Source organism: Burkholderia sp. HI2500 (assembly GCF_002223055.1).
Lineage (GTDB): Bacteria > Pseudomonadota > Gammaproteobacteria > Burkholderiales > Burkholderiaceae > Burkholderia.
In genome coordinates, this window is sequence record NZ_NKFL01000006.1 from 2024180 (window position 1) to 2048071 (window position 23892).

At 67.4% G+C, this 23892-nt stretch carries 23 protein-coding genes; 12 read left to right on the forward strand and 11 right to left on the reverse strand.

The genetic code is table 11. From position 1 onward, the window contains the following. Positions 1–133: 133 nt before the first annotated feature. Both CFB45_RS26795 and hutC read left to right on the forward strand, forming a co-directional pair. Complete coding sequence (locus CFB45_RS26795; RefSeq protein WP_089428140.1) at positions 134–1261, forward strand: porin; 1128 nt, start codon at positions 134–136, stop codon at positions 1259–1261. Positions 1262–1443: 182 nt separating this feature from the next. Beyond that, positions 1444–2139, forward strand: coding sequence for a histidine utilization repressor (gene hutC / locus CFB45_RS26800; RefSeq protein WP_089428141.1), 696 nt, complete (start codon positions 1444–1446; stop codon positions 2137–2139). A 20-nt stretch (positions 2140–2159) separates the two neighbouring features. Here hutC and CFB45_RS26805 read toward each other — a convergent pair whose 3' ends face one another. After that, the gene (locus tag CFB45_RS26805; protein ID WP_089428142.1) at positions 2160–3401 is read right to left on the reverse strand and encodes a glycosyltransferase; all 1242 of its coding nucleotides are present in this window, start codon (positions 3399–3401) and stop codon (positions 2160–2162) included. A gap of 93 nt (positions 3402–3494) precedes the next feature. On the opposite strand from CFB45_RS26805, the gene CFB45_RS26810 reads away from it, so the two are divergent. Both CFB45_RS26810 and CFB45_RS26815 read left to right on the forward strand, forming a co-directional pair. Continuing rightward, a complete protein-coding gene (locus CFB45_RS26810; protein WP_089428143.1) occupies positions 3495–4115 on the forward strand; it encodes a TetR/AcrR family transcriptional regulator in 621 nt (206 codons plus the stop codon). A 362-nt stretch (positions 4116–4477) separates the two neighbouring features. After that, positions 4478–4831, forward strand: a complete 354-nt coding sequence (locus tag CFB45_RS26815; RefSeq protein WP_069250955.1) for a hypothetical protein — start codon at positions 4478–4480, stop codon at positions 4829–4831. 37 nt (positions 4832–4868) lie between these two features. On the opposite strand, the gene CFB45_RS26820 is transcribed toward CFB45_RS26815, so the two are convergent. The 5 genes from CFB45_RS26820 to CFB45_RS39135 form a co-directional block, all read right to left on the reverse strand. Then, positions 4869–5681 (reverse strand): alpha/beta fold hydrolase, encoded by an 813-nt coding sequence (locus CFB45_RS26820; protein ID WP_089428144.1) that lies wholly within the window; start codon positions 5679–5681, stop codon positions 4869–4871. A gap of 109 nt (positions 5682–5790) precedes the next feature. Beyond that, positions 5791–6708, reverse strand: a complete 918-nt coding sequence (locus tag CFB45_RS26825) for a LysR family transcriptional regulator (RefSeq protein WP_011355987.1) — start codon at positions 6706–6708, stop codon at positions 5791–5793. Between the two features lie 250 nt (positions 6709–6958). Then, positions 6959–7204, reverse strand: coding sequence for a DUF3717 domain-containing protein (locus tag CFB45_RS26830; RefSeq protein ID WP_043178075.1), 246 nt, complete (start codon positions 7202–7204; stop codon positions 6959–6961). Positions 7205–7467: 263 nt separating this feature from the next. Next, entirely contained in the window at positions 7468–9003 is a 1536-nt protein-coding gene (locus CFB45_RS26835; RefSeq protein WP_089428145.1) for an amino acid permease, read from the reverse strand. Positions 9004–9412: 409 nt separating this feature from the next. Further along, positions 9413–9655, reverse strand: a complete 243-nt coding sequence (locus CFB45_RS39135; protein WP_179255076.1) for a hypothetical protein — start codon at positions 9653–9655, stop codon at positions 9413–9415. Between CFB45_RS39135 and CFB45_RS26840 the strand changes: the two genes are divergently transcribed. From CFB45_RS26840 to CFB45_RS26860, 5 genes are all read left to right on the forward strand, one after another. Then, positions 9594–11126, forward strand: a complete 1533-nt coding sequence (locus tag CFB45_RS26840; protein WP_089428146.1) for a GGDEF domain-containing protein — start codon at positions 9594–9596, stop codon at positions 11124–11126. The genes CFB45_RS39135 and CFB45_RS26840 overlap by 62 nt on opposite strands. Before the next feature lie 163 nt (positions 11127–11289). Next, positions 11290–12360, forward strand: a complete 1071-nt coding sequence (locus CFB45_RS26845; protein ID WP_089428147.1) for an FUSC family protein — start codon at positions 11290–11292, stop codon at positions 12358–12360. A gap of 329 nt (positions 12361–12689) precedes the next feature. After that, entirely contained in the window at positions 12690–14024 is a 1335-nt protein-coding gene (argG, locus tag CFB45_RS26850) for an argininosuccinate synthase (RefSeq protein WP_069250949.1), read from the forward strand. A gap of 221 nt (positions 14025–14245) precedes the next feature. Next, on the forward strand, positions 14246–14743 hold the full coding sequence (locus tag CFB45_RS26855) for a shikimate kinase (protein ID WP_089428148.1): 498 nt from the start codon (positions 14246–14248) through the stop codon (positions 14741–14743). A 341-nt stretch (positions 14744–15084) separates the two neighbouring features. After that, positions 15085–15879 carry a polysaccharide lyase family 7 protein gene (locus tag CFB45_RS26860; RefSeq protein WP_089428149.1) on the forward strand — a complete coding sequence of 265 codons (795 nt, stop codon included), beginning with the start codon at positions 15085–15087 and terminating at the stop codon, positions 15877–15879. Between the two features lie 77 nt (positions 15880–15956). Here CFB45_RS26860 and CFB45_RS26865 read toward each other — a convergent pair whose 3' ends face one another. Then, positions 15957–17267 (reverse strand): MFS transporter, encoded by a 1311-nt coding sequence (locus tag CFB45_RS26865; RefSeq protein WP_089428150.1) that lies wholly within the window; start codon positions 17265–17267, stop codon positions 15957–15959. A 243-nt stretch (positions 17268–17510) separates the two neighbouring features. Further along, positions 17511–18593 carry a tartrate dehydrogenase gene (locus tag CFB45_RS26870; RefSeq protein WP_089428151.1) on the reverse strand — a complete coding sequence of 361 codons (1083 nt, stop codon included), beginning with the start codon at positions 18591–18593 and terminating at the stop codon, positions 17511–17513. Between the two features lie 108 nt (positions 18594–18701). Here CFB45_RS26870 and CFB45_RS26875 point away from each other — a divergent pair, with 108 nt between their 5' ends. Then, entirely contained in the window at positions 18702–19610 is a 909-nt protein-coding gene (locus CFB45_RS26875; RefSeq protein ID WP_089428152.1) for a LysR substrate-binding domain-containing protein, read from the forward strand. A 263-nt stretch (positions 19611–19873) separates the two neighbouring features. Here CFB45_RS26875 and CFB45_RS26880 read toward each other — a convergent pair whose 3' ends face one another. The 3 genes from CFB45_RS26880 to CFB45_RS26890 all read right to left on the reverse strand — a co-directional run bounded on the left by CFB45_RS26880 (position 19874) and on the right by CFB45_RS26890 (position 22312). Beyond that, a complete protein-coding gene (locus CFB45_RS26880; protein WP_256978367.1) occupies positions 19874–20869 on the reverse strand; it encodes a LysR family transcriptional regulator in 996 nt (331 codons plus the stop codon). Positions 20870–20966: 97 nt separating this feature from the next. Next, the gene (locus CFB45_RS26885; RefSeq protein WP_089428153.1) at positions 20967–21386 is read right to left on the reverse strand and encodes an ATP--cob(I)alamin adenosyltransferase; all 420 of its coding nucleotides are present in this window, start codon (positions 21384–21386) and stop codon (positions 20967–20969) included. A gap of 125 nt (positions 21387–21511) precedes the next feature. Beyond that, positions 21512–22312: an AraC family transcriptional regulator gene (locus CFB45_RS26890; RefSeq protein WP_089428154.1), complete on the reverse strand. Its 801-nt coding sequence runs from the start codon at positions 22310–22312 to the stop codon at positions 21512–21514. A gap of 172 nt (positions 22313–22484) precedes the next feature. Between CFB45_RS26890 and CFB45_RS26895 the strand changes: the two genes are divergently transcribed. Both CFB45_RS26895 and CFB45_RS26900 read left to right on the forward strand, forming a co-directional pair. Then, positions 22485–23111, forward strand: coding sequence for a LysE family translocator (locus CFB45_RS26895; RefSeq protein ID WP_069250940.1), 627 nt, complete (start codon positions 22485–22487; stop codon positions 23109–23111). Between the two features lie 13 nt (positions 23112–23124). After that, positions 23125–23889 (forward strand): class I SAM-dependent methyltransferase, encoded by a 765-nt coding sequence (locus CFB45_RS26900; protein WP_089428155.1) that lies wholly within the window; start codon positions 23125–23127, stop codon positions 23887–23889. Positions 23890–23892 lie beyond the last annotated feature (3 nt).

The following is a 23892-nucleotide window of genomic DNA, read 5'->3' on the forward strand; positions in this document are numbered from 1 at the left end:
CATCGATTCGAACGCGCGTTGCCGACGCGAACGCGTGCGGTTCGTCTTCGTCACGAGCCGCGCTCGTTCGCCGCCGGCATGCGCGCCGGATCGTCGTTCCCGTCGCTACGGGCCTTTCCAGGAAGCACACTCAATGAAAAAAGCAGTCGCCGGTACCCTCTCCGTCGCGTTCCTCAGCGCCGCCGCGCAGGCGCAAAGCAGCGTCACGCTCTACGGGATGCTCGATGCGGGTATCGTCTATACGAACAACCAGTCGGGTAAAAGCGCATGGCAGCAAGGCAGCGGCCTGCTGTCGAATACGGTCTTCGGCCTGAGCGGCAACGAGGATCTCGGCGGCGGCCTGCATGCGCTGTTTCGCCTCGAAAACGGCTTCAACCTGAACAACGGCACGCAGTCCTACAAGAACACGATGTTCGGCCGCCGCGCGTACGTCGGCCTGCAGAGCGACCCGTACGGCACGCTGACGCTCGGCCGCCAGTACGATGCCGTGGTCGATTATCTCGGCCCGCTCGCGATGGCGAACAACGGCGACGGCAACAACCTCGCGTCGCATCCCTTCGACAACGACAACCTCGACGATTCGTTCTACATCGACAACGCGGTGAAATACACGAGCCCGACGCTCGCCGGCTGGCAGTTCGGCGGCCTGTACGGGTTCAGCAACGCGGCCGGCGGCTTCGCGAACAACCGCGCATACAGCGCGGGCGTGTCGTATGCGAACGGGCCGGTCAGCCTCGGCGCCGCGTACCTGCAGCTCAACCGCGGCGGGCTGACGGCCGGCGGCGCGCTGTCGACCAACGACGGGCCGAACTTCCCGGCCGTGCGCCAGCGCGTGATGGGCGCGGGCGGCAGCTACGCATTCGACCGGCTGACGGTCGGCGCGCTGTGGACGCATTCGATGTTCGACGAAACGGCCGCGTCGTCGCTGCCCGGCGCGCTGAACGCGCTGCGCTTCGACAACTTCGAGGTCAACGCGCGCTATGCGCTGACGCCGGCCGTTTCGTTCGCGGGCGCCTATACGTTCACCAACGGCCGCTACGACGACGCAACCGGCAGCCATCGGCCGAAATGGCACCAGGTGACGCTGATGGCCGACTACGCGCTGAGCAAGCGCACCGACGTGTACGCGGAAACCGTCTACCAGCACCAGTTCGGCGTGCCGGCGGGCGCGACGCTCGGGTTCGCGAACGTCACGGGGCTCGCGCCTTCGTCGAACAACACGCAGGTGGTCGGGACGGTCGGCATCCGGCATCGGTTCTGACCGCACGCCCGCCGCCGAAAGCCGGCCGCTCTGTGCAATCCCGCATGGACGCGGGCCGGCCGAACAGGGATCATTCGGGGAATCCGGGCCCGCGCGCCTGCGAAACCGGTACACTCGGCGCCGGGCGCGCGCCGGATCGGCATTCGGCGGCGGGCCGCTGCCGACTCTGGAATCGTGATCCCATGACCACACCGATCTATCAGGAAATCAAGGACTTCATCCTCGCGCGCATTCATGCCGGCGAATGGGCGGAAGGCGACCAGGTGCCGTCGGAGAACGAGCTCGCGCGCGAATTCAACGTCGCGCGGATGACCGTCAACCGCGCGCTGCGCGAGCTGACCGCCGAGCAGGTGCTCACGCGCACGCGCGGCTCCGGCACGTACGTCGCGTCGCCGAAGTACGAATCGACGCTCGTCGCGATCCGCAGCATCTCGGACGAAGTCGCCGCGCGCGGCCACGGCTATCGCGCGCAGGTGCTGCAGGTGGGCGCGGCCGTCGCCGATGCGAAGCTCGCCGACGAGTTGCAGATCGACACGGGCAGCCCGATCTTCCATTCGCGCGTGCTGCACTTCGAGAACGACACGCCGGTGCAGCTCGAGGAACGCTGGGTCAATCCGGCCTGCGCGCCCGAGTATGCGTTGCAGGACTTCACGACCACGACGCCGAACCAGTACCTGACACGCGTCGCGCCGCTGCAGCGCGTCGAATACCGGATCGAGGCCGCGATGCCCGACGCCGAAACGCGCCGCCACCTGACGATGGACGACCGCGAGCCGTGCCTGCTGCTGCATCGGCGCACGTGGTCGCAGGGAATGGTCGCGTCGGTCGCCAATCTGTGGCACCCGGGCAGCCGGTACCGGTTCACTGGGCATTTCTGAGCTGGGGTGGATGCCCGGGCTTACCGCGTGCCCGGCTGCCCCCACCGCTCGATCGCACCAACGGCCCGCTTCAAGCCTTCCTCTTGTGCGATGCTCGCGCCGAGTTCGATCGCGCGCGCTTGCGTGTCGTCCCGTTCGGCAAACGCGATGGCTCGCGTCAGTGCGGCGGCGTCCACGCGTCGCCCCGCCACCGGCGCATCCGCCACGCCGAGTCGCTGAAGCCGGTTCGCCCAGAAGAACTGATCGCCCGCAAACGGCACGACGACCGACGGAATGCCGGCCCGCGCAGCCGAATGCGTAGTACCCGATCCGCCGTGATGGATTGCCATCGATACCTGCGGGAACAGCCAGTCATGCGGCGTATCGCCGATCACGTGAACGTTCTTCGGCAGCATCGACGCGTCGATACCGCTCCAGCCCGGATAGAACAATGCACGGCGACCGGCGAGCGCGTGCGTCAGCGCTCCGACCATCGCGGTGCGATCGAAGCCGGCCATACTGCCAAAACCGATGTACACGGGGCGATCGCCCGCTTCGAGAAATGCCGAGAGTTCGGACGATGGCGCCCAGGCATGCGCATCGATCCGCCACTGGCCGCACGCCTGTATATTCGACGGCCAGTCACCCGGGCCGGACAGCAGCGCCGGCGACACGCCGTACAGCATCGGATGATCGGTCCACACCTGCTTGCGCGGCGGCAACCCGCACACGCTCGCGCGTGCCGCATTCGTCGCCTTCCTGAACGCCTGCCACAGCAGCGCGTTCACGAACCGGTGGCTCGCGCGGTTCAGCCAGCGTGGCACCTTCCCCGGCGGCAGGAACGGCGACGCGAATTCCGCAGTGGGCGTGATCGGGATCATGCCGGTGCCGATCGCCGGCACGCCGCGATACTCGGCGACCGACAAGCCGACGAACGATGCGAGCCCGGACACGAGGATCGCGTCGCAGCCTTCCGACGCATCCGCGATTTCGCGCATCCACGCAGCCGTGTTCGCATTGGCGATCGCCGCGAGCGCCTTCGACGTGTCATTGAAGCCGCCGCGCCCGCGCACCGCATCGGCCAATGCGCCATCCGGCGCAATCGCGCGGCGGATATCGCCGGACAACGACGCCGACGGCACGCCAAGCGCCACTGCCGACCCGAGCGTCGCCGCATCGGCCAGCAGCCGGATATCGTGGCCGGCTTCGATCAGCGCACGACCGAGCGCCGCGAGCGGGCGCGTGTCGCCTTCGGTGCCGTAGGTGGCGATGACGAGCTTCATGCGTGACTCCTCGTGCACGGCGGCAATGGGTGGATTCATAAAAATGCACGTCGTATACTAATGCAACTCGTGTACTTTCAGTCAATCCCCGCCATGCCGACTCCGACCGACGATCCGGGCCGCCGCGCTCGCAAGCGCATCCAGATGCTCGCGCATCTCGCCGCCACCGGTGCACGCCTGTTCGACGCGCACGGCTATGAAGCGGTCACGATGGAACAGATCGCCGCGCAGGCCGATGTCGCGAAGCGCACGCTGTACAACCACTTTGCAACGAAGGAAGCCGTGCTCGCGCACTGGCTGGAGGGTGAACTCGCACGCGATCTCGCGCATCTGCAGCGCGACGTCGCGCGGCGCAAGACCTTCGCGTCACGCATCGGCTGTGTGCTCGATGCGTCGGCTGCTTGGTGCGAGCAGCATCCCGCGTATCTGCTCGCGTATTTGCGCCATCGCTTCCTGAGCATCGGCGCGATCGAACCGGCAAGTGGTGGAGAGAACGGCAGCGATATCGCGCTCGTGTGGCAGCAACTGATCGCGGCCGGGCAGCAATCCGGCGAACTGAACGGCACGCTGCGGGCCGACCAGCTCGCGACGTGGTTCCATCACCTGTATCTCGCGGCGATGCTGCGCTGGCTGAGCCTGCCGGGGCTGTCGCTGAAACGGGAGTTCCAGGCGGTCGCGAAGCTGTTCGTCGAAGGTGCTCAAGCGAAAGGGTGAGCGGCGCCGGTAAGCGATGGTCGGTGGCCAGTCGGCCGCTCGCCGGGTGCAAGCGCCCCGGCACGACCGCGAGGAGCGAACGCCACTGAGGCGGCCGGTGCCGCACATCCGGCGCATCCGGCGCATCCGGCGCATCCGGCGAATACGGCGAATACGGCGAATACGGCGAATACGGCACGATAGACGCGTCGCGCGACGCCGATGCATTTTCACGACGGCCACACGCATCGCATGCCAAATTTCCCGTGCAGCAGTATGCTGATGTCGTACGGCCGCGCGCGACGCTTCGGGTAATCCCTTCGTTTGCACGTTGTCGCGCCGCCGTCGCGACCGCAATCATGCGTTGCAAGGAGGGATTCGTGATGGCAACCACGCATCAGCATTTCCACCTCGAACTACGGCACGCCACCGCGCCGACCTATTTCATCAGCTACCTGTTTCCCGCCTTGCTGTTCGTGTACGAACTGCTGCGCGTCGGCCAATGGATCCGCGATCACGGGATGCAATTCGCCGCGTTCAAGCAGATGGGTTACGAGTATTTGCTGATGCTGCTGTTCGTCGGACTGCAGATCGTCGTCGAGGCAATCTTCCTGCTCGGCGCCGCAATGCGTCGCGACAATCGCGACTTCGAGCACCGGCTGCCGAACGTGGTCCTCGGGATCGGCCTCTCGATCGCCGTGCTCGCGATCGACCTCGCGATCCAGCTCGCGTTCTGACGGCCGGCGGGCACCTGCCCGCCGGTGGCAGCAGCGCTCAGGCGAGCGCGTCGCGCAGGAACGTCGTCACGGCGGCCAGCACGTCGCCGGTTCGCTCGCGGTGCGGCATGTGCCCGCACTGGCCGAGCAACAGATACGACGATGGCCCCGCGACGCGCGCGGCGATCCGCTTCGGATGCACGTCGGACCCATATTCGTCGTCTTCGCCGTGAATCGCGAGCGTCGCGCATTGCACGCGCGGCAAGTCGTCGTCGAGATTCCAGTCGCGAAAAGCCGGCGACAGCCACGTGTCGACCCACGCGCGCAGCACCCATTCGGCCTTGTCGCCGTGATAGCGCGCGAGCCGGTCGAGCTGGCCCGGTTCGTCGAACTGCTGCCCCGCGTCGCGGATGCCGGCCAGCGTGCGATCCTCGACGAATGCCTGCGCGGCGATCGTCACGAGCGCGCGGCAACGATCCGGATGCGCGGCCGCACACCCGACCGCCATCCCGCCGCCGACGCTGTGCCCGAGCGCGACGAACGCGTCGACGCCCAGTTGTTCGAGCAGCGCCGCGAACGCGTGATCGGCCTCGTCGCGCACGAACGTCGTGCCGAGTGTCCCCGGATGGCGATCGGACCGACCGAAGCCGAGGCGATCGTAGGCGATCACGTCGCGCTGCGTGGCGCGCGCGAGCTGCACGGGGAAGTCGCGCCACAGTTCGACGCAGCCCAGCGAATCGTGCAGCAGGACGATTGGAGCGACCGCCTTCGACGCACCCGTCTGTTGCGCAAGACCATCGCGCCAGCGTTTCGCAAAGAGGCGCCCTTGCGGCGTCTCGACGGTTGTCTCCTCAAACGGGATATCGGTCATGTGTGTGTCGTCTGCATGAAAGCGGCCGCCCCTCGGCGGCCGTACCGGATCCTGCGATGTTGGCCCGCGCCCGCACGCAGCGTCAAGCAAGCCCCCACCGTCCGCGCGTTCATTCGGGCTGCGGCGGCAGATACTCCATCTGCGCCTCGTCGTACAGCCGGTAGATCAGCGCCTGCATCGCGCGGAGATCCTCCGATTCGTCGAGCATCCGCATGCTCATGATGATCGGCGACACGAGATTCGGATCGTCGAGCGGCTTGTAGCTGATGTCGTCGCGCTTCAGCCCGTACACGCTGTGCGGCACGACCGACACGCCCTCTCCCATCGCAACGAGGCCGAGCGCGATCTGCAGTTCGCGCGTCTCGTAGATCTTGCGCGGCTGCAACGCGCGATCGTGAAACGCCGCGAGCACCTGGTCCGCATAGCTCGGGCGCGGCGCCTTCGGAAAGATGATCAGCGTGTCGTTCACAAGATCGTGCAGCGACAGCACCGGCTTCGCGCTGTCGAGCGGATGGCCGACCGGCAGCGCGACGATCATCCGCTCCTCGCGCAGCACGACGCGCCGCACGCTCGGATCCTCGTGGCGGATGCGCCCGAACCCGACGTCGATGCGCCCTTCCTTCAGCGCCTTGATCTGGTCCATCGTCGACATCTCGTGCAGGCTCAGTTCGACCGCCGGATACTCGCTGCGAAAGCGCCGGATGATCTTCGGCAGCATCCCGTACAGCGTCGAACCGACGAAGCCGACCGACATGCTGCGCTCGATCTTGCCGACCCGCTTCGTCATCGATTCGAGCTCGGTCGTCTGCGCGAGCAGCTGCACCGCGTGCGAATAGAAGAAGCGGCCCGCGTCGGTCAGCTTCAGCGGCCGCGCGTTGCGCTCGAACAGCGGCACGCCGAGCGCTTCCTCGAGCTGCTGGATCTGCCGGCTCAGCGGCGGCTGCGCGATATGCAGCCGTTCGGCCGCCCGCGTGAAATTCCGCTCTTCGGCGACCGCGACGAAGTAGCGGAGGTGTCTCAACTCCATGTTCGAATCCTCCCGGGCAGGCGACGGATGTTCATTCGGCACCGCGCACAGCGCGGGCGCCGGCCGTCCACACCGGCCCTGCCGGTCACCTGCTTCCCGATCCCGTCACGATACCTCAGCCGGCACCGATCCCGGCGCGAACCGCATTGCGCGCGCAGCGGCGGCCGGCGCCGCGCAAAGCAAAACGGGAAGCGACAACGCTTCCCGTTCGTTCACCGATACCGCGCCGCGGCACCGTGTGGGCCGAGCATCACACCTCGGTCGCGTAGAGCGCGTCGCGCTGCGCGTCGCTCAGCGAGTCGAGCGGCACGTCCGGCAATTGGTAGCAGATCATCGTGCCGTACAGCTCGGCGAGGCAATTGCTGCCGGCGTCGAGTGCGTAGCCGTCCTCGCCGTCCGGCGCCGGCGGGTACACTTCGCGCCACGCGTTGATCGCGGCTTCGAGTCGCACGATGGAAACGGGTCCGGCCTTCCGCTCGGCGGGTGATGCGCTCATGGATTCCTCTGGGTTGCGCGCTCCGCGGGCCGTATCGGCCCGGATGGAACGATGAAAACGCCGGGCGTTTCGCCGGCCGCCGCGTGTCGCGCGCGCCGGATGCCGATCCGCGCGACGCGCCTCGCGCCGGCCGGGCCGTGGCCCGGTAGGGTCGGGCAATATAACCGGCTTTGACCCCGTGCAGGCAAAAGCCGGGCAAAAAAACGGGAAGCGCGAGGCTTCCCGTTTCGTCGTACGTCACGCGGCCACGTGCCGCGCCCGCGTCAGCCCGCGGTTTCGCGGTTCGCCACCGGCTGCCGCTGCGCGCCACGGCTCGCGGCGATCCACGGCGCGATTTCCATGTCTTCGTAGCGCACGAAGCGGCTCTTCTTCAGGAACCGGAAGCCGAGCCACACGACCAGGAACAGCGGAATGCCGACGTAGGTCGCGGCGACGCCCGCCCAGTCGATCCGGTTCGCGAGGAACGCCTGATAGTCCTGGCCGAGCGCGATCACGAGGCACAGCACGAACGCGAACAGCGGGCCGAACGGGAACCATTTCGACTGGTACGGCAGCTGGTCGAGCGCGTAGCCCTGCTTCACGTAGCCCTTGCGGAACCGGTAGTGGCTGACCGCGATGCCGAGCCACGCGATGAAGCCGGTCATCCCCGACGTGTTCAGCAGCCACAGGTACACGGTCTTGTCGCCGTACAGCGACGTGAAGAAGCACAACGCGCCAACCGCCGTCGTCGCGTACAGCGCATTGCGCGGCACGCCGCCCGCCGACAGCTTCGCGAAGATCTTCGGCGCGCGGCCTTCGGTCGCGAGGTTGTAGAGCATCCGCGTGGACGCGTACATGCCCGAGTTGCCGGCCGACAGCACGGCCGTCAGGATCACCGCGTTCATCACGCCGGCCGCGAACGCAAGGCCCGCGTGGCGGAACACGAGCGTGAACGGGCTCACGCCGATGTCGGTCACGTCCGTCTTCAGCAGGTTCGGGTCGGTATAGGGAATCAGCACGCCGATCACGAAGATCGCGAACACGTAGAACAGCAGGATCCGCCAGAACACCTGGCGCACCGCGCGCGGGATCGTCGTGCGCGGGTTTTCCGATTCGCCGGCCGCGACGCCGATCAGCTCGGTGCCCTGGAACGAGAAGCCGGCGATCATCGCGACACCCATCAGCGCCGGCAGGCCGCCCGCGAACGGTGCGTCGCCGATCGTCAGGTTGCCCCAGCCATTGCTCGGCGCGCCCTTCAGAATGCCGAAGATCATCAGCAGGCCGACGCCGATGAACGCGACCACGGTGACGACCTTGATCAGCGCGAACCAGTATTCGGCTTCCCCGAAGCCTCGCACGGTCAGCGCGTTGAGCAGGAACATCACGCCGAGGAACGCCGCGCTCCACCACACGCCCGGCACGTCCGGGAACCAGTAATGCATCACGAGCTGCGCGGCGACCAGCTCCACCGCGATCGTCACGGCCCAGTTGTACCAGTAGTTCCAGCCGAGCGCGAAACCGAAGCCCTCGTCCACGTATTTCGCGCCGTAAGTCGCGAACGAGCCCGACACCGGCATGAACGCGGCCATCTCGCCGAGGCTCGTCATCAGGAAATAGACCATCAGGCCGATCGCCATGTACGCGACCATCGCGCCGCCGGGGCCGGCCTGCGAGATTGACGCGCCGGACGCGACGAACAGGCCCGTGCCGATCGAGCCGCCGATGGCGATCATCGTCAGGTGGCGCGCCTTCAGCGCGCGATGAAGCTTGGGTGGGTTCGCTGACGAACCGGATGGGTCGGATTTCGGAAGTGCGGACATAAACGAGACGAACGTTGAGCGGGCCGGCATCCGTAGCCGGCGCATGCGAAATCGGAGCGCGGTGCGCGTCCTGCGATGCATTCGATGCGGCCCCGATACGCGTTGCGCGGTGGGCGCCTGCGGCGAAGCGCGGATTCTACCTGATTCGTCACGGGGACAGCTCAGGTGCCGCCGCCCGCCGCAGCCGTGGAGATTTCGCAGAATCAAGGGGTTGGCCGCGTCGAACCGGGCCGCCGTCGCAGGTCGGCTCAAAAACCCCGCGCCCTGGATGGTTATCCGGTTCTCCGATCCCATCGATGTTTCGCAACCGCCCCGTCGCCGTCCGCCCGATACCGCACCGGCACGCATAATCGCCGGGTAATCACGGGATTATTCAGACAATACAACCGATATCGACGATTGATTCAAATCAAATCACCCGCGTGTAAAGCGGTAACGATGCGTAATCGTTGGGAATCGCCGTATCCGCATGCATGTTTTGCATGTGCACACGAATCTCCGGAATTCGCGAGATAATGCGGCCCGATTCAAAATAAACAGCGTACGGAATCGCCAACGACGCGAAAATCCGCCGCCCGCCCCCATCGAGGATGAAGTCATTCACGCTGCCCGCCGCGCTGCGCCGCCATACCGCGTCGATCGTGGCACGCATTCTGTCGCCCCGCGGCGTACTCGTGGCGGGGATCGTGCTGCTGATGTTCAGCTGGGGGCTTTCCACGTCGCTTTTAATCGAGGCGCGGCGCGATGCATACGACCATGCGGTCGAAAATGCACGCAACCTGATGCTGCTGATCGAACGCGATATCGCGCGCAATATCGAGCTCTACGATTTGTCGCTGCAGAACGTCGTCGACGGCATTACCGATCCTGAACTGGCGGCCCTGCCCCCGCGCCAGCGTCACCGGCTGCTGTTCGACCGCGCGGCGACCGGCGAGTATCTCGGGTCGATCTTCGTGATGGACGCGCACGGCAATATCGTGATCGATTCGAGCGCATCGCCCGCCCGGCAAGGCAATTTCGGCGACCGCGACTATTTCGCCGTGCATCGCGACCAGCTCGCCCAGGGCCTCTACATCAGCCGGCCGTATGCGTCCCGGCTGCGCGGCGGCGCCTTGACGATCGCCCTCAGCCGCCGGATCAACCGGCCCGACGGCGCGTTCGCCGGCATCGTCGTCGGCACGCTCAGCATCGACTACTTCCGCGCGCTGCTCGACGGCCTGGCGGTCGGCAAGCACGGCAGCGCGGCGATCGTCGAGGACAACGGCACGCTCGTGTCGCGCCTGCCATTCGACCCGCACGTGGTCGGCCTCGACCTGCACAGCTCGCCGCTGTTCATCGAATCGCAGCGCGCCCGCGACGGCGCGCTGACCGGAGTCGGCGCGATCGACGGCATCCGGCGCATCTACGTTTACAAGCATCTCGCCGCCCTGCCGCTGATCGTCGACGTCGCGCCCGCCGAGATCGACATCTACGCGTCGTGGCACCACCGCGCGATCTGGACCGTCGTGCTGATGTGCCTGTTCACCGGGTTCATCGCGTGGGGGTCGCTGGCGCTGTCGCGCGAACTGAAGCGCCGCCAGGTCGCCGAATCGAAGCTGTACCGGCTCGCGCACACCGATGCGCTGACGGGCCTCGACAACCGCGGCACGTTCGACACGGTGCTCGCGAAGGAGGCGCAGCGTGCGTCGCGCAGCGGCCGCCCGCTGTCGGTGCTGTTCGTCGACGTCGATCACTTCAAGGCCTTCAACGACTATTACGGCCATCCCGCCGGCGACGACGTGCTGCGGCGCGTCGCGCAAACCGCGTCGCGCTGCCTGCGCCGCGACAGCGATCACGTCGCGCGCTACGGCGGCGAGGAATTCGTCGTCACGCTGCCCGACACCGATGCGCCAGGCGCGTTGACCGTCGCCGAGGGCATCCGGCGCGCGATCGCGGCGCTCGACATCGAGCACGCGAAAAGCCCGTACGGACGCGTCACGGCGAGCATCGGCGCGGCGACCGCCACCGACGGCCGCGTGAACGCCGCGACGCTGCTGCAGCGGGCCGACGAGGCGCTTTACCGCGCGAAGTCCGGCGGCCGCAACCGCGTGCTGGAGGCGCAGCCGAGCGCCGCCGGCGCATGACATCGCCGTGACATGGCGTGAAGTCGCACGTCGGCCGGCCGGGCCGGATGACCGCACCGTGGACAGTCCTCCCGCGTTCGGTTAGCGTGACACCTGCTGCGCATGCGGCGCGGCGCCGGCCCGCGCAGGCCGCCGTGCGCGTTCCGGCCACTCCCGTTCCGCCATGACCACCCCGTTCCCTGCCCGGCTGCCGCCGTTCCTGCGCCACGCGCTCCGCCCGCTGCTCGACCCGTACCGCCGCTACCGGCACGCGAAGCTGATCCATGCGGCGCGCGTCTCGCTCGCGATTCTCGTGTCGATCGCACTGTCCACCGGCCTGAACGTGCCGCACGGCGAGTGGTCGACGATCACCGTGCTGATCGTCGTCGGCGGGCTGCAGCACCACGGCAACATCCGCAAGAAGGCGGCCGAGCGCGCGCTCGGCACGTCGATCGGCGCGCTCGCGGGGCTCGGGCTGATCCTCCTCTACTCGTTCCTGCACGCGCCGTTCGCGATCTACCTGCTGATGGCCATTGGGTGCGGAATCTGCGCGTATCACGCGATCGGCAAGGCCGGCTACATCGCGCTGCTGTCGGCGATCACGATGGTGATCGTCGCCGGGCACGGCGACAACGAGATCGTCGACGGCCTGTGGCGCGCGGTGAACGTGCTGGTCGGCATCGCGATCGCGCTGGCGTTCTCGTTCGCGCTGCCGCTCTACGCGACCTATTCGTGGCGCTACAAGCTCGCCGATGCGCTGCGCGCGTGCGCGGCCGTGCATGCGCGGCTCGCGGGCGATCGCCAGGTCAGCGACGACGCGCACCTGAAGGAAATGGCCGCGCTGAGCGCGCTGCTCGTCCAGCTGCGCTCGCTGATGCCGTCGGTGTCGAAGGAATGCGAGACGTCGATGATGCAGCTCGAGGCGATCCAGCGCAGCCTGCGCCTGTGCATCGGTTATCTGGAGATCCTGTCGAGCGCGCTGCCGGCCCGCGACGACATCGCGGCCCGCGAGTACATGCGCGTCGACATGAAGGCCGTGAACCGACGCATCCGCGACACACTGGTCGGCGCGAGCCGCGCGCTCAAGTTCGGCACGCCGAGCCGGCTCTCGCCGCGCCGCCGGCCGGTCGACCCGCCGCACGACGCGCCGCCGCCGCAGTTGTCCGGCTACGTGTCGATCACGGCCAAGCTGGCCGCGGAAGTCGATCAGCTGCGCGAGAAGCTGCTCGACACCGCGCAGTCGTGGAACATCTGACGTCGGCGGGGATCCGGGCTTCGCGCGCTCGCCTTTCATATACCTTTCAGATTGACATATCGACATCCTGACGGCGGGCCGCCCCACCCGTCAGCCGATCCGGCCCCGGAAACACGGCCCGCGCCGCGCGCGTCGATGCCTGTTTCTGCCGCGATTTCGCACCGGCGAGCGCGATGTTCTCCACCCGGCTCACCGCCCGCCAGGCCCGCCGCGACAGGCTCGACGACCGTTCCGCGCGAAAATCAGCCCTTGCCCCAACCTCCCGGACAGCCGATACTCGCATATTCCGCGAAATACGATCCCACCGGCTTCAATCCACGGTAATTCCTATGAGCACGATTCTCGAAAGCCTCCCGACCGGCCAGAAGGTCGGTATCGCCTTCTCCGGCGGCCTGGACACCAGCGCTGCATTGCACTGGATGAAACTCAAGGGCGCCGTCCCGTACGCATACACGGCGAACCTCGGCCAGCCCGACGAAGACGATTACGACGCGATCCCGAAACGCGCGATCGAATACGGCGCAGCCGGTGCCCGCCTGATCGACTGCCGCGCGCAGCTCGTCGCCGAAGGCATCGCGGCGCTGCAAAGCGGCGCGTTCCACATCACGACGGCCGGCGTCACGTACTTCAACACCACGCCGATCGGCCGCGCCGTGACGGGCACGATGCTCGTGGCCGCGATGAAGGAAGACGGCGTCAACATCTGGGGCGACGGCAGCACGTACAAGGGCAACGACATCGAGCGCTTCTACCGCTACGGCCTGCTCGTGAACCCGGATCTGAAGATCTACAAGCCGTGGCTCGACCAGACGTTCATCGACGAGCTCGGCGGCCGTGCCGAAATGTCCGAATTCATGAACCAGGCCGGTTTCGCGTACAAGATGTCGGCCGAGAAGGCCTACTCGACCGATTCGAACCTGCTCGGCGCGACGCACGAAGCGAAGGATCTCGAAAGCCTCGAAAGCGGCATCAAGATCGTGAACCCGATCATGGGCGTTGCATTCTGGCGCGACGACGTGAAGATCGCCGCCGAAGAAGTGACGGTGCGCTTCGAAGCCGGCCAGCCGGTCGCGCTGAACGGCGTCGAGTTCACCGACCCGGTCGAGCTGCTGCTGGAAGCGAACCGCATCGGCGGCCGCCACGGCCTCGGCATGAGCGACCAGATCGAGAACCGGATCATCGAGGCGAAGAGCCGCGGCATCTACGAAGCCCCGGGCCTCGCGCTGCTGTACATCGCGTACGAGCGTCTCGTCACCGGCATCCACAACGAAGACACGATCGAGCAGTACCGCGAGAACGGCCGCCGCCTCGGCCGCCTGCTGTACCAGGGCCGCTGGTTCGACCCGCAGGCGATCATGCTGCGCGAAACGGCACAACGCTGGGTCGCGCGCGCGATCACCGGCGAAGTGAAGATCGAACTGCGCCGCGGCAACGACTACTCGATCCTGAGCACGAAGTCGCCGAACCTCACGTACCAGCCGGAACGCCTGTCGATGGAGAAGGTCGCATCGACGTTCTCGCCGCGCGACCGGATCGGCCAGCTGACGATGCGCAACCTCGACATCACCGATACGCGCGACAAGCTGCGCGTGTACTCGCAAGTCGGGCTGCTGACGCCGGGTGAAGCGTCGGCGCTGCCGCAGATCAAGGGCGACGAGAAGTAAGTCGCTTCGCTCGACGCCGTGCCGCATCGCTGGATGCGGTACGGTTGGGCAGGCTGGGGGGCGCATCCTCTTCGCGCACTCGGCCTGCCGCTCCTTCCGCCTCTCCCCCGCCTGTCTGCTTTCCCCTCCGCAATCGCATCACCTCGCGTGACGTACCAACGGCACGGCATCGCCACACCCGCCATGGCAAGCTGCGAGTCTTCCAATTCCTGCGCTGACTCATGACCGCCCTCACCGTCATCCACCTGAACGGCCCGATCAACAGCGGCAAGACGACGATCGGCCTTGCGCTCGCACGCTTGCTGCCCGACGCACGCTTCATCGACGGCGACGATCACGATGCGCCCGAAGACGCACCGTTCGACGTGCAGTGGGCGATCGCGCTCGAACGTCTCGTCACGCAGATCACGCACGCACGTGAGCGTCATCTGGTCATCGCCTATCCGATCGGCGAAACGGAATTCGAGCGGCTGCGCGCCGCCTGCGACGCGCGCGATGCGCGGCTGTTCATCGTGACGCTCGCACCGCCCGAAGCGGTCGCATCGTCGAATCGCGGCTCGCGTGCGCTGACGGACTGGGAGCGCAACCGGATCGCCGAGATGTATCGCGAAGGCTATGCGTCGCGGCCGTTCAGCCAGATGGTGCTCGATACATCCGATGCGACGCCTGATGCTTGTGCGGCGCGTATCGCACAACAAGTCGCGGCGACTGAGCCGTAACCGGCACACCTGACCGCGCCCTTCACGCCGGCACGCGGATACCTCGCAGCAGCCGGCGAAAGACAGCTTCTCCGGCTTAAATAGGAAAACGTTTACCCTTCCGACACTTCTTGCTAGCATCGTCCTCGATCGGCTTGAGCGCATTCACGGAAAGCCGATTGCAAGCCTTGAAAATCCCGCAATTCCCGGCATCACTGTTTCAGCCTTCGAGCCTCATCTGCTTTCTGTATTTTGGAGTGAATCCTGCGGGCGACCGATCTCGTTTCGACGATCAGGCGCCAGAATAGGAAAACGTTATCCACAACGTGGCGCCCAGCCACGGACCATCAGAGAGAGACACCATGAAGAACAGGATCATCCCGTGCGTCGTCGCCGTTCTGTCCGTTGCGTGCCTGTCCGCGTGCGGCGGCGACGATCCGGCCAGCCCGGCCGCCGCCGCCCGCCAGCAGGCCACCGTGATGGCGCTCAGCCCGTCGAACCCGCCCGGCTCGAACTTCAACCTCGCGCCGTTCACGCTGCAATTGCCGACCGGCGCGTCCGGCAAGGTCGACACCGTGAGCGGTTCGTCGCTCGCGGGCGGCTACGTGAACCCGACGTATTTCTACACGGACGGCAGCGACGGATCGATGGTGATGATGGACCCGACGCAGGGCTGGACAACGTCCGGCTCGCTGCATCCGCGCACCGAACTGCGCGAGAACGCGATCTGGCCAACTTCCGGCACGAACCGGCTGAATGCGACGGTGGCCGTCACGCAGGTGCCCGATCACACGACGATCGGCCAGATCTTCCAGGGCACCGGCCCGAGCAAGCCGCTGTGCGAGCTGCAGTTCACGTCGGGCGGCGTCGTGCAGCTGCTGCTCGAAAGCACCAACCAGGGCGGCAAGTCGACGACCACGCCGATCACCACGGTCGGCGTCGGCAAGAAGTTCAGCTACGCGCTGAGCCTGAGCGGCACGACGATCACCGTCACGGCGAACGGCACGACCAAGACCTTCACGATGGATTCGAGCTTCAACGGCGAAAGCTTCTACTTCAAGGCCGGCGACTACGACCAGACGGCCGTGTCCGGCACGCCGCTGACGACGCCCGGCACCGTCGTGAAGTTCTATGCGCTGACGCTCACGCATAGCTGATCGCGCGGCACGACGCATGAAGCCGGACGGGCACACGTCATGCGCGACCGTCCGGCGTTTCGATGCATACGTCGCGCTTACGAGTGATGCCGCACCCCCGACACGGCGGCTTGCCTCGCGCCCTTGCGGCTCAAGATCAGCGTGACGACCGCCGACACCGCGAGCGTGCCCGCCACCACGTAGAGCCCCGCCGCATACCCGCCCGTCACGTGCTTCAGCCAGCCGATCGCGAACGGTCCGACGAACCCGCCGAGATTGCCGATCGAATTGATCATCGCGATGCCCGCCGCCGCGCCGGCGCCGGACAGGAACGCGCTCGGCATCGCCCACAGCGGCGCCTTCGCGGCGCTGATCCCGATGTTGACGACGACCAGCGCAAGCACGGTCAGCAGCGCGGTGCTCGCCTGCCCCGCGAACACGAAACCGACGCACGCGAGCACGCACGGAATCACGACGTGCCACGTGCGCTCGCCGGTACGATCCGAATGCCGCGCCCACGCGATCATCGCGACGACGGCGGCGATGCTCGGAATCCCGGTGAGCAGGCCCGTCTGCAGCGCGGTGAAGCCGAACTGCTTGACCATCAGCGGCGCCCACAGGCCGAGCGTGTACAGCCCCGCCGACGTGCCGAAGTAGATCAGCGCGAGCGCCAGCACGCGTGGGTCGCGCAGCGCCTGCCACGCGCCGGCCGTATGCCCGGCATGCGTGTGGCGCGCATCGGCTTCGGCTTTCAGCTTCGCGACCAGCCAGTCGCGCTCGTCCGCGCGCAGCCACGCCGCTTTCGACGGTGCATCGGCCAGGCACCTGAGCACGACGAAGCCGAGCACGACCGCCGGCAGCGCTTCGACGATGTACAGCATCTGCCAGTCGGCGAGCCCGAACATCGGCGGCATCTGCATGATCGCGCCCGACAGCGGCGAGCCGATCGCGGTCGAGATCGGCGCGGCCGCCATGAACCACGCGGCGGCCACCGCGCGCTGCTTCGCGGGAAACCACAGGCTCAGGTACAGGATGATGCCGGGGAAGAACCCGGCTTCGGCCATGCCGAGCAGGAAGCGCAGCACGTAGAAGCTCGTCGGCCCGGCCGCGAATGCGGACACGGCCGACACGATCCCCCACGTGATCATCACGCGCGCGATCCAGATGCGCGCGCCGACGCGATGAAGAATCAGGTTGGACGGCACCTCGAACAGGAAGTAGCCGATGAAGAACAGGCCGCCGCCGAACCCGAACGCGGTCGGCGACAGGCCGATCGCCTTGTTCATCGTCATCGCGGCGAAGCCGACGTTGACGCGATCGAGAAAGCTGACGAAGTAAAGCAGCATCACGAACGGAATGATGCGCCACATCAGTTTCCGCGCGACGCGGGTTTCCAGATCCGCTTGCATGTGTCTCCTCCTTCGAGGTCGAGCCGGCTAGTTGTCGAGTCGTGCTCGGTGTATGAATGCTCGCCGGCACCGCGACGAAGCGCGTGGGCCGGCGCGCCCCGCTCGCGTCGGGCGCGCGAGTCTCGGGACAGGAAAATCCGGGGACGATGAACGGGCGACGAACGGTAACCGGTTGCGCTCGCGCGCCGCCGCTGGTCGCTGGCCGCCCTGTCGCGGCCCGCCGGCCCATCGCCGCGCTTGTCGTCAGGCGGCGACCGCCGCGTTCGCGACGCGCTCGCACACAGCCGCCGTCACCTGCGCGGTCGTCGCGCTGCCGCCGAGGTCGCGCGTATGCAGCGACGGGTCGACCGTCACGGCCTCGATCGCCTGCATCACCCGCGCGGCGGCGGCCGTTTCGCCGAGGTGCTCGAGCAGCATCACGACCGACCAGAACGTGCCGACCGGATTCGCGAGCCCCTTGCCCATGATGTCGAACGCGGAGCCGTGGATCGGCTCGAACATCGACGGATAGCGGCGCTCGGGATCGATGTTGCCGGTCGGCGCGATGCCGAGGCTGCCGGCGAGCGCGGCCGCGAGATCGCTGAGGATGTCCGCATGCAGGTTGGTCGCGACGATCGTGTCGAGCGACGCCGGCCGGTTGACCATGCGCGCGGTCGCCGCATCGACGAGCTCCTTGTCCCACGTCACGTCGGGGAATTCCTGCGCGATCTGCTTCGCGATCTCGTCCCACATCACCATCGCGTGCCGCTGCGCGTTGCTCTTCGTGATCACCGTCAGCAGCTTGCGCGGGCGCGACTGCGCGAGCCGGAACGCGAAGCGCATGATGCGTTCGACGCCCGCACGCGTGAGGATCGACACGTCGGTCGCGGCCTCGATCGGATGGCCCTGGTGCACGCGGCCGCCGACGCCCGCATATTCGCCCTCGGAGTTCTCGCGGACGATCACCCAGTTCAGGTCGTCGGGCCCGCAGCGCTTCAGCGGCGCGTCGATGCCGGGCAGGATGCGCGTCGGGCGCACGTTCGCGTACTGGTCGAAGCCCTGGCAGATCTTCAGGCGCAGCCCCCACAGCGTCACGTGATCAGGCACGTCGGGGTCGCCCGCCGAGCCGAACAGGATCGCGTCCTTGCCGCGCAGCGCATCGAGGCCGTCGGCCGGCATCATCGCGCCGTGCCGGCGGTAGTAGTCGGCGCCCCAGTCGAAATCCTCGAACTCGAACGCAAAGCGGTCGCTGCCGCGGGCCAGCGCTTCCAGCACCTGCTTGCCCGCAGGCACCACTTCCTTGCCGATCCCGTCGCCGGGAATCGTTGCGATACGGTAGGTCTTCATGCGCACATCCTCGATTGATTGTCAGCGTGGAGGCACTTTACCGAACCAGGAGTGCGGGAACCGGTGCTAGACTCAAAGCATCTTTAACTTTAATTCACGAATCCCGACATGGCGGATACCGTTCAGCCGGCCGATCTCGGCTTCTTCTCGACGCTGGCCGCGTCGGGCAGCCTGAGCGCGGCCGCGCGCGAACTCGGGCTGACCGCGGCGGCCGTCAGCAAGCGGCTCACGCAGATGGAGCGGCGCGCGGGCGTGACGCTCGTGAACCGCACGACGCGGCGGATGATGCTGACGCCCGAAGGCGACGTGTATCTCGACTACGCGCGCCGGATCCTCGACCAGATGGACGAACTCGGCGAACTGCTCGGCAGCGCGAAGCAGCGCCCGAAGGGGCTGCTGCGCGTGAACGCGACGCTCGGCTTCGGACGCAACCAGGTCGGCCCCGCGATCTCGCGCTTCGTCGCGCGTTATCCGGAGGTGTCGGTGCAACTGCAGTTGTCGGTGATGCCGCCGCCGCTCACCGACGACGCGTTCGACGTATGCATCCGCTTCGGCGAGCCGCCCGATACGCGGGTCGTCGCGCGACGGCTCGCGCCGAACCGCCGGCTGCTGTGCGCGGCGCCCGCGTATCTCGCGCGGCACGGCACACCGGCGACGCCGCACGACCTGACGCGGCACAACTGCATCGGCATCCGGCAGGGGGACGAAGGTTACGGAATCTGGCGCCTGACGAGCGGGCGCGGCGCGGCACGCCACACGGAGGCCGTGCGCATCAACGGCAACCTGACGACGAACGACGGCGAGATCGCCGTGAAATGGGCGCTCGACGGGCACGGGATCCTGATGCGCGCGGAATGGGATCTGCGCGACTATCTCGCCGACGGCCGCCTGGTCGTCGTGCTGCCCGACCACGAAACGCCGAGCGCCGACATCTATGCGGTGTATGCGCAGCGCCACCAGATGTCCACGCGGATCCGGGCGTTCGTCGATTTTCTGGCGGACGAGCTGGGGCGGTGATCGGGACGCACGAAACGACGTCCGTCGATTCAGCAGAGACCAACGTGCGGCTCGGTCAAAAGCACCAATGTTTCAGCTATTTCGTCAAAAAATCGCCGAAATATTGCCACTGTCATATGAGCCGGCAGCGCCCGGCCGCCGCCGTCCGCTTCGCCACGGCAACCCGGCGGGATCATCGATCCGCTTGCGCAATCTCGTCGGTCAAGCGCGCGCACCCACGACGAATGCGAACCGTTGACCGCACCTGACTCGACACTTGCTGATCAAGCTGCGGCCATCTGGGCGTCGACCTGATCAACCCTGTCCGCGGCGCCCACCGTCGGCCGCCACACCCGTGCGGTGATCAGGCCCGCATGGCCGCTCACCGCCGCCTCGAAACGCTCACCGATCCAGTCGACGAACGCGCGCACGCCGGGCGACACATGCGGCCGCTTCACGTAGACGGCCGACACCGCGATCGCGTCGGGCCGCCAGCGCGGCAGCACTTCCCGCAACCGCCCCGCGTCGATCAGCGGCTGCGCGGCGACGCGCGGCGGCTGGATCAGCCCGAGGCCATGCATGCCGCACGCCAGATACGCCTGCTCGTCGTCCACGCTGACGATCCCGTCCATCCGCACCTTGCGCACCGCGCCATCGACGACGAAATCGAGTTCGGCGGTGCGCTGGCCCTGAACGGACGACATGCTGACCGCGCGATGCACGGCCAGGTCTTCGAGCGTACGCGGCACGCCATGGCGATCGAGATACGCGGGGCTCGCGCAGGTCACGCGCTCGAGCGTGCCGAGCCGGCGCGCGACAAGCGACGAATCGGGCAGTTCGCCGAGCCGGACACTGCAGTCGATCGCATCGCCGACGCGATCGGCCGCGCGCCCGGATACACCCAGCGTCAGCACCAGATCGGGATGCCGCGCATGAAACGCGCCGAGCGCCGGCAGCACGATCGCGTCCGCGACCGCCGCCGGCAGCTCGACGCGCAGCGGCCCGCTCGGACGCAGCGCGGCGCCGCGAATGCTGGCTTCGAGTTCGTCGACATCGGCCGTGATGCGCACGCAGCGCCGGTAGTACGCGTCGCCTTCGGGCGTCGCCCGCAGCGCGCGCGTGGTGCGCACCAGCAAAGGCATGCCGAGCGCCGTTTCGAGCTCCTGCACGGTCCGCGTCGCGGTGGCGCGCGAAATGCCGAGCGCCTGCGCCGCACGCGTGAAGCTGTTCATTTCGACGATGCGCGTGAAGATGCGCATCGCGCGGATCGGATTGTCCACCGGACACCCCTGCATGTTTGCCGCATGCCACGGCGCGCGCTTGCGCGCCGTGCATGCGTATCGAGGAACGCCGCGCCGCCGGCGCGGCAGCGTGGCTTCAGCCATTCGCCGCCACGGCGCCGCGCGCCGGTTCGTCGAGCAGCTGCTGCGCCAGCGCGAGCGCGTCGTCGCGGGTGGCTGCCGCGTTCAACGGATAGCCCCATACCTTCTCGAACGCACCCGAGAATGCGTTGAGCGCCACGCGCCGCGCTGCGTCGGGCTCGATCGCGATCATCGCGGGGATCCATTCGCGCGACTGCGCGCGGTTGGCCTTGCTCCACTTCGCGAGCTGCTTGCGCAACTCGTGATCGTCCCCGCCGCGATCGTCGCCGGACGGCGCATCGTCGGTCAGAAGAACGAACGGTTCGCGACGCGCCAGCAACGCGTCGAGTTCGGCGATCAGGCGGGCGGGATCGGTGTGCGTCGAACCGGTGTAACGCAACCAGACAAACGGGAATTCAGTCGTGAAGATTTGCATGTCGGCCTCCAGATGAGAGCGATTCTCATTTTATGGATCGAGGCCAGCGGCGTCATTTATCGTCCCGGCCAACCGCTTGCTCAATCCGGCCAATCGCGCACGCGTGGCGGCACGGCCGTCACCGCTCAGCGTTGCCGGTCGGTCAGGAATTGCGTCGGCGACTTGCCGGTCGCCTTGCGGAACATCGTCACGAAGCTGCTCGCGCTCTCGTAGCCGAGATCGGTCGCGATCTGGTGCACGCGGCGGCCGGCCGTCAGCATTCGCAGCGACAGCGCGACGTGCAGCCGCCGGCGCCAGTCGCCGACGCTCATCCCGAGCTCCTTCGCCGCGAGCCGCGTCAGGCTGCGCTCGCTGATGCCCACGCGCCGCGCGAGTTCGGCCAGCGGCGACTTGTCGGCCGGATCGTCGAGCAGATGGTCAATCAGCTTGCGCAGCCGCCGGTCGACCGGCATCGGCAGGTACAGATCCTCGACCGGCGCCGCGACGAGTTCGTCGAGCAGCGTCGCCATCAGCCGCCCCTGCGGCCCGTCGACGTCATACAGGTTCGGGAAGCTCGCCGCCCTCAGCAGCAGCTCGCGCAGCAGCGGCGACACCGACAGCGTGCAGCAGCGCGCAGGGAGGTCGAGCGCGGCGTCGGGTTCGACCAGCACCGCGTAGAACGTCGCGCCGGCCGAGCCGCGCGCCGAATGCGGGACATCGCCCGGAATCCACACCGTGCACTGCGGCGGCGCGCTCCATACGCCGCCGTCGATCTCGCAGTAGATCACGCCGCTCAGCGTGTAGAGCAGTTGTGCCTGCGGATGACTGTGCCGCTCGTGCAGCCATTCGGGCTCGACGACCGAGCCGCCGAACACGACGAGCGGACGCGGCACGTGGAAGACTGCGTCATCCGCTGCGGGATCGGTGGTCGGTGGAAGCTGGCGCATGAAACGGTAGATGAGGAAGGAAGCCGGACGCGCTGCCCGCGCGCCTTTTCGTGCTTATACCAGAAAGGGGTTGATCCGGCCGTGCCGGTGCACGGGCGGCGTCTGCGGTCGCGCGCCGAAACGAATACAATGCCCCGATCCCCCGCCGCTGTGCCCACCTGCCGGAGCCGCCATGTTCGACCTGACCACGCTGACCACCTTCACGGCCGTCGTCCTGGGCCTGTTCCTGATTCCCGGCCCCGCCGTGCTGCTCGTGCTGAGCCGCACCGTGCAGGGTGGCCGCAAGACCGGCATCCTGACCGGCCTCGGCGTCGCCAGCGGCGACTTCGTGCACACGCTGTTCGCAGCCGTAGGCCTGTCGGCGCTGCTGATGACGTCGGCGCTCGCGTTCAACGTCGTGAAGGTGGTCGGCGCCGCGTACCTGATCTATCTCGGCGTGCGCGCGCTGATCGAGAAGCCGTCCGATCCGTCGCTGCCGAGCGTGTCGCCGGTCACGCCGCTCAAGGCGTACCTGCAGGCGATTCCCGCCGAAGTGCTGAATCCGAAGACCGCGCTGTTCTTCCTCGCGTTCATGCCGCAGTTCGTGCATCCGGAACGCGGCTCGACGTTCGTGCAGTTCGCGGTGCTCGGGCTGATTTTCGTCGTGCTCAGCTCGCTCTACACGACGCTGATCGCGTGCTCGATCCGCCCGCTCGGCCGCATCGTGAAGCGGCTCACGTGGCTCACGCGCTGGCAGGGGAAGATCATCGGCTCGATCTTCATCGCGCTCGGGCTGCGCGTGGCGGTGCAGCAGCGCTGATACGCGCAGCCGCATGACGTCTGCCGCCGCGCCCGCCGGCGAAGTCCTCTACACCGACTCGCGCCTCGTCGCGCTCTACGACCTGTTCAATGCGGGCGACCAGGACTTCGCGTTCTACACCTCCGTGATCGGTGCCGCGCGGCAACGCATCCTCGATCTCGGCTGCGGCACCGGCACGTTCGCGCGCCGGCTGGCGGCAGCCGGGCACGACGTCGTCGCGATCGATCCCGCGCCGGCGATGATCGAATACGCGCGACGCCAGCCAGGCGCCGACACCGTCCACTGGCTCGCATGCGGGCTCGACAGCCTGCCGCCTGGCGCACCACCGTTCGATGCGGTCGTGATGACCGGGCATGCGTTCCAGTGCCTGCTGACCGACACCGAAATCGACGCGACGCTGCGCGGCGTGCGGCGCGTGCTCGCGGACGGCGGCCGCTTCCTGTTCGACACCCGCAATCCGCGCATCCAGCCGTGGCGTGCATGGACACCTGAGCATTCCGCACGCAGCGTCGAGTCCCGCGAAGCGGGCATCGTCGATCTTCATCATGCGGTGCGCTCGGTGGACGGTGTGATCGTGACGTTCGACACGCACTACCACTTCCGTCGTGACGCTACGTTGCTGACGAACACGAGCCGGCTGCGTTTCATCGCGCAACCCGACCTGCAGGCACGCGTGATCGCAGCCGGATTCTCGTCGGCCGACTGGTACGGCGACTGGCAGCACGCGCCGTTCGATGATGCAACCAGCGCGGAGATCATCGCGATCTGCCGCGCCTGAGTG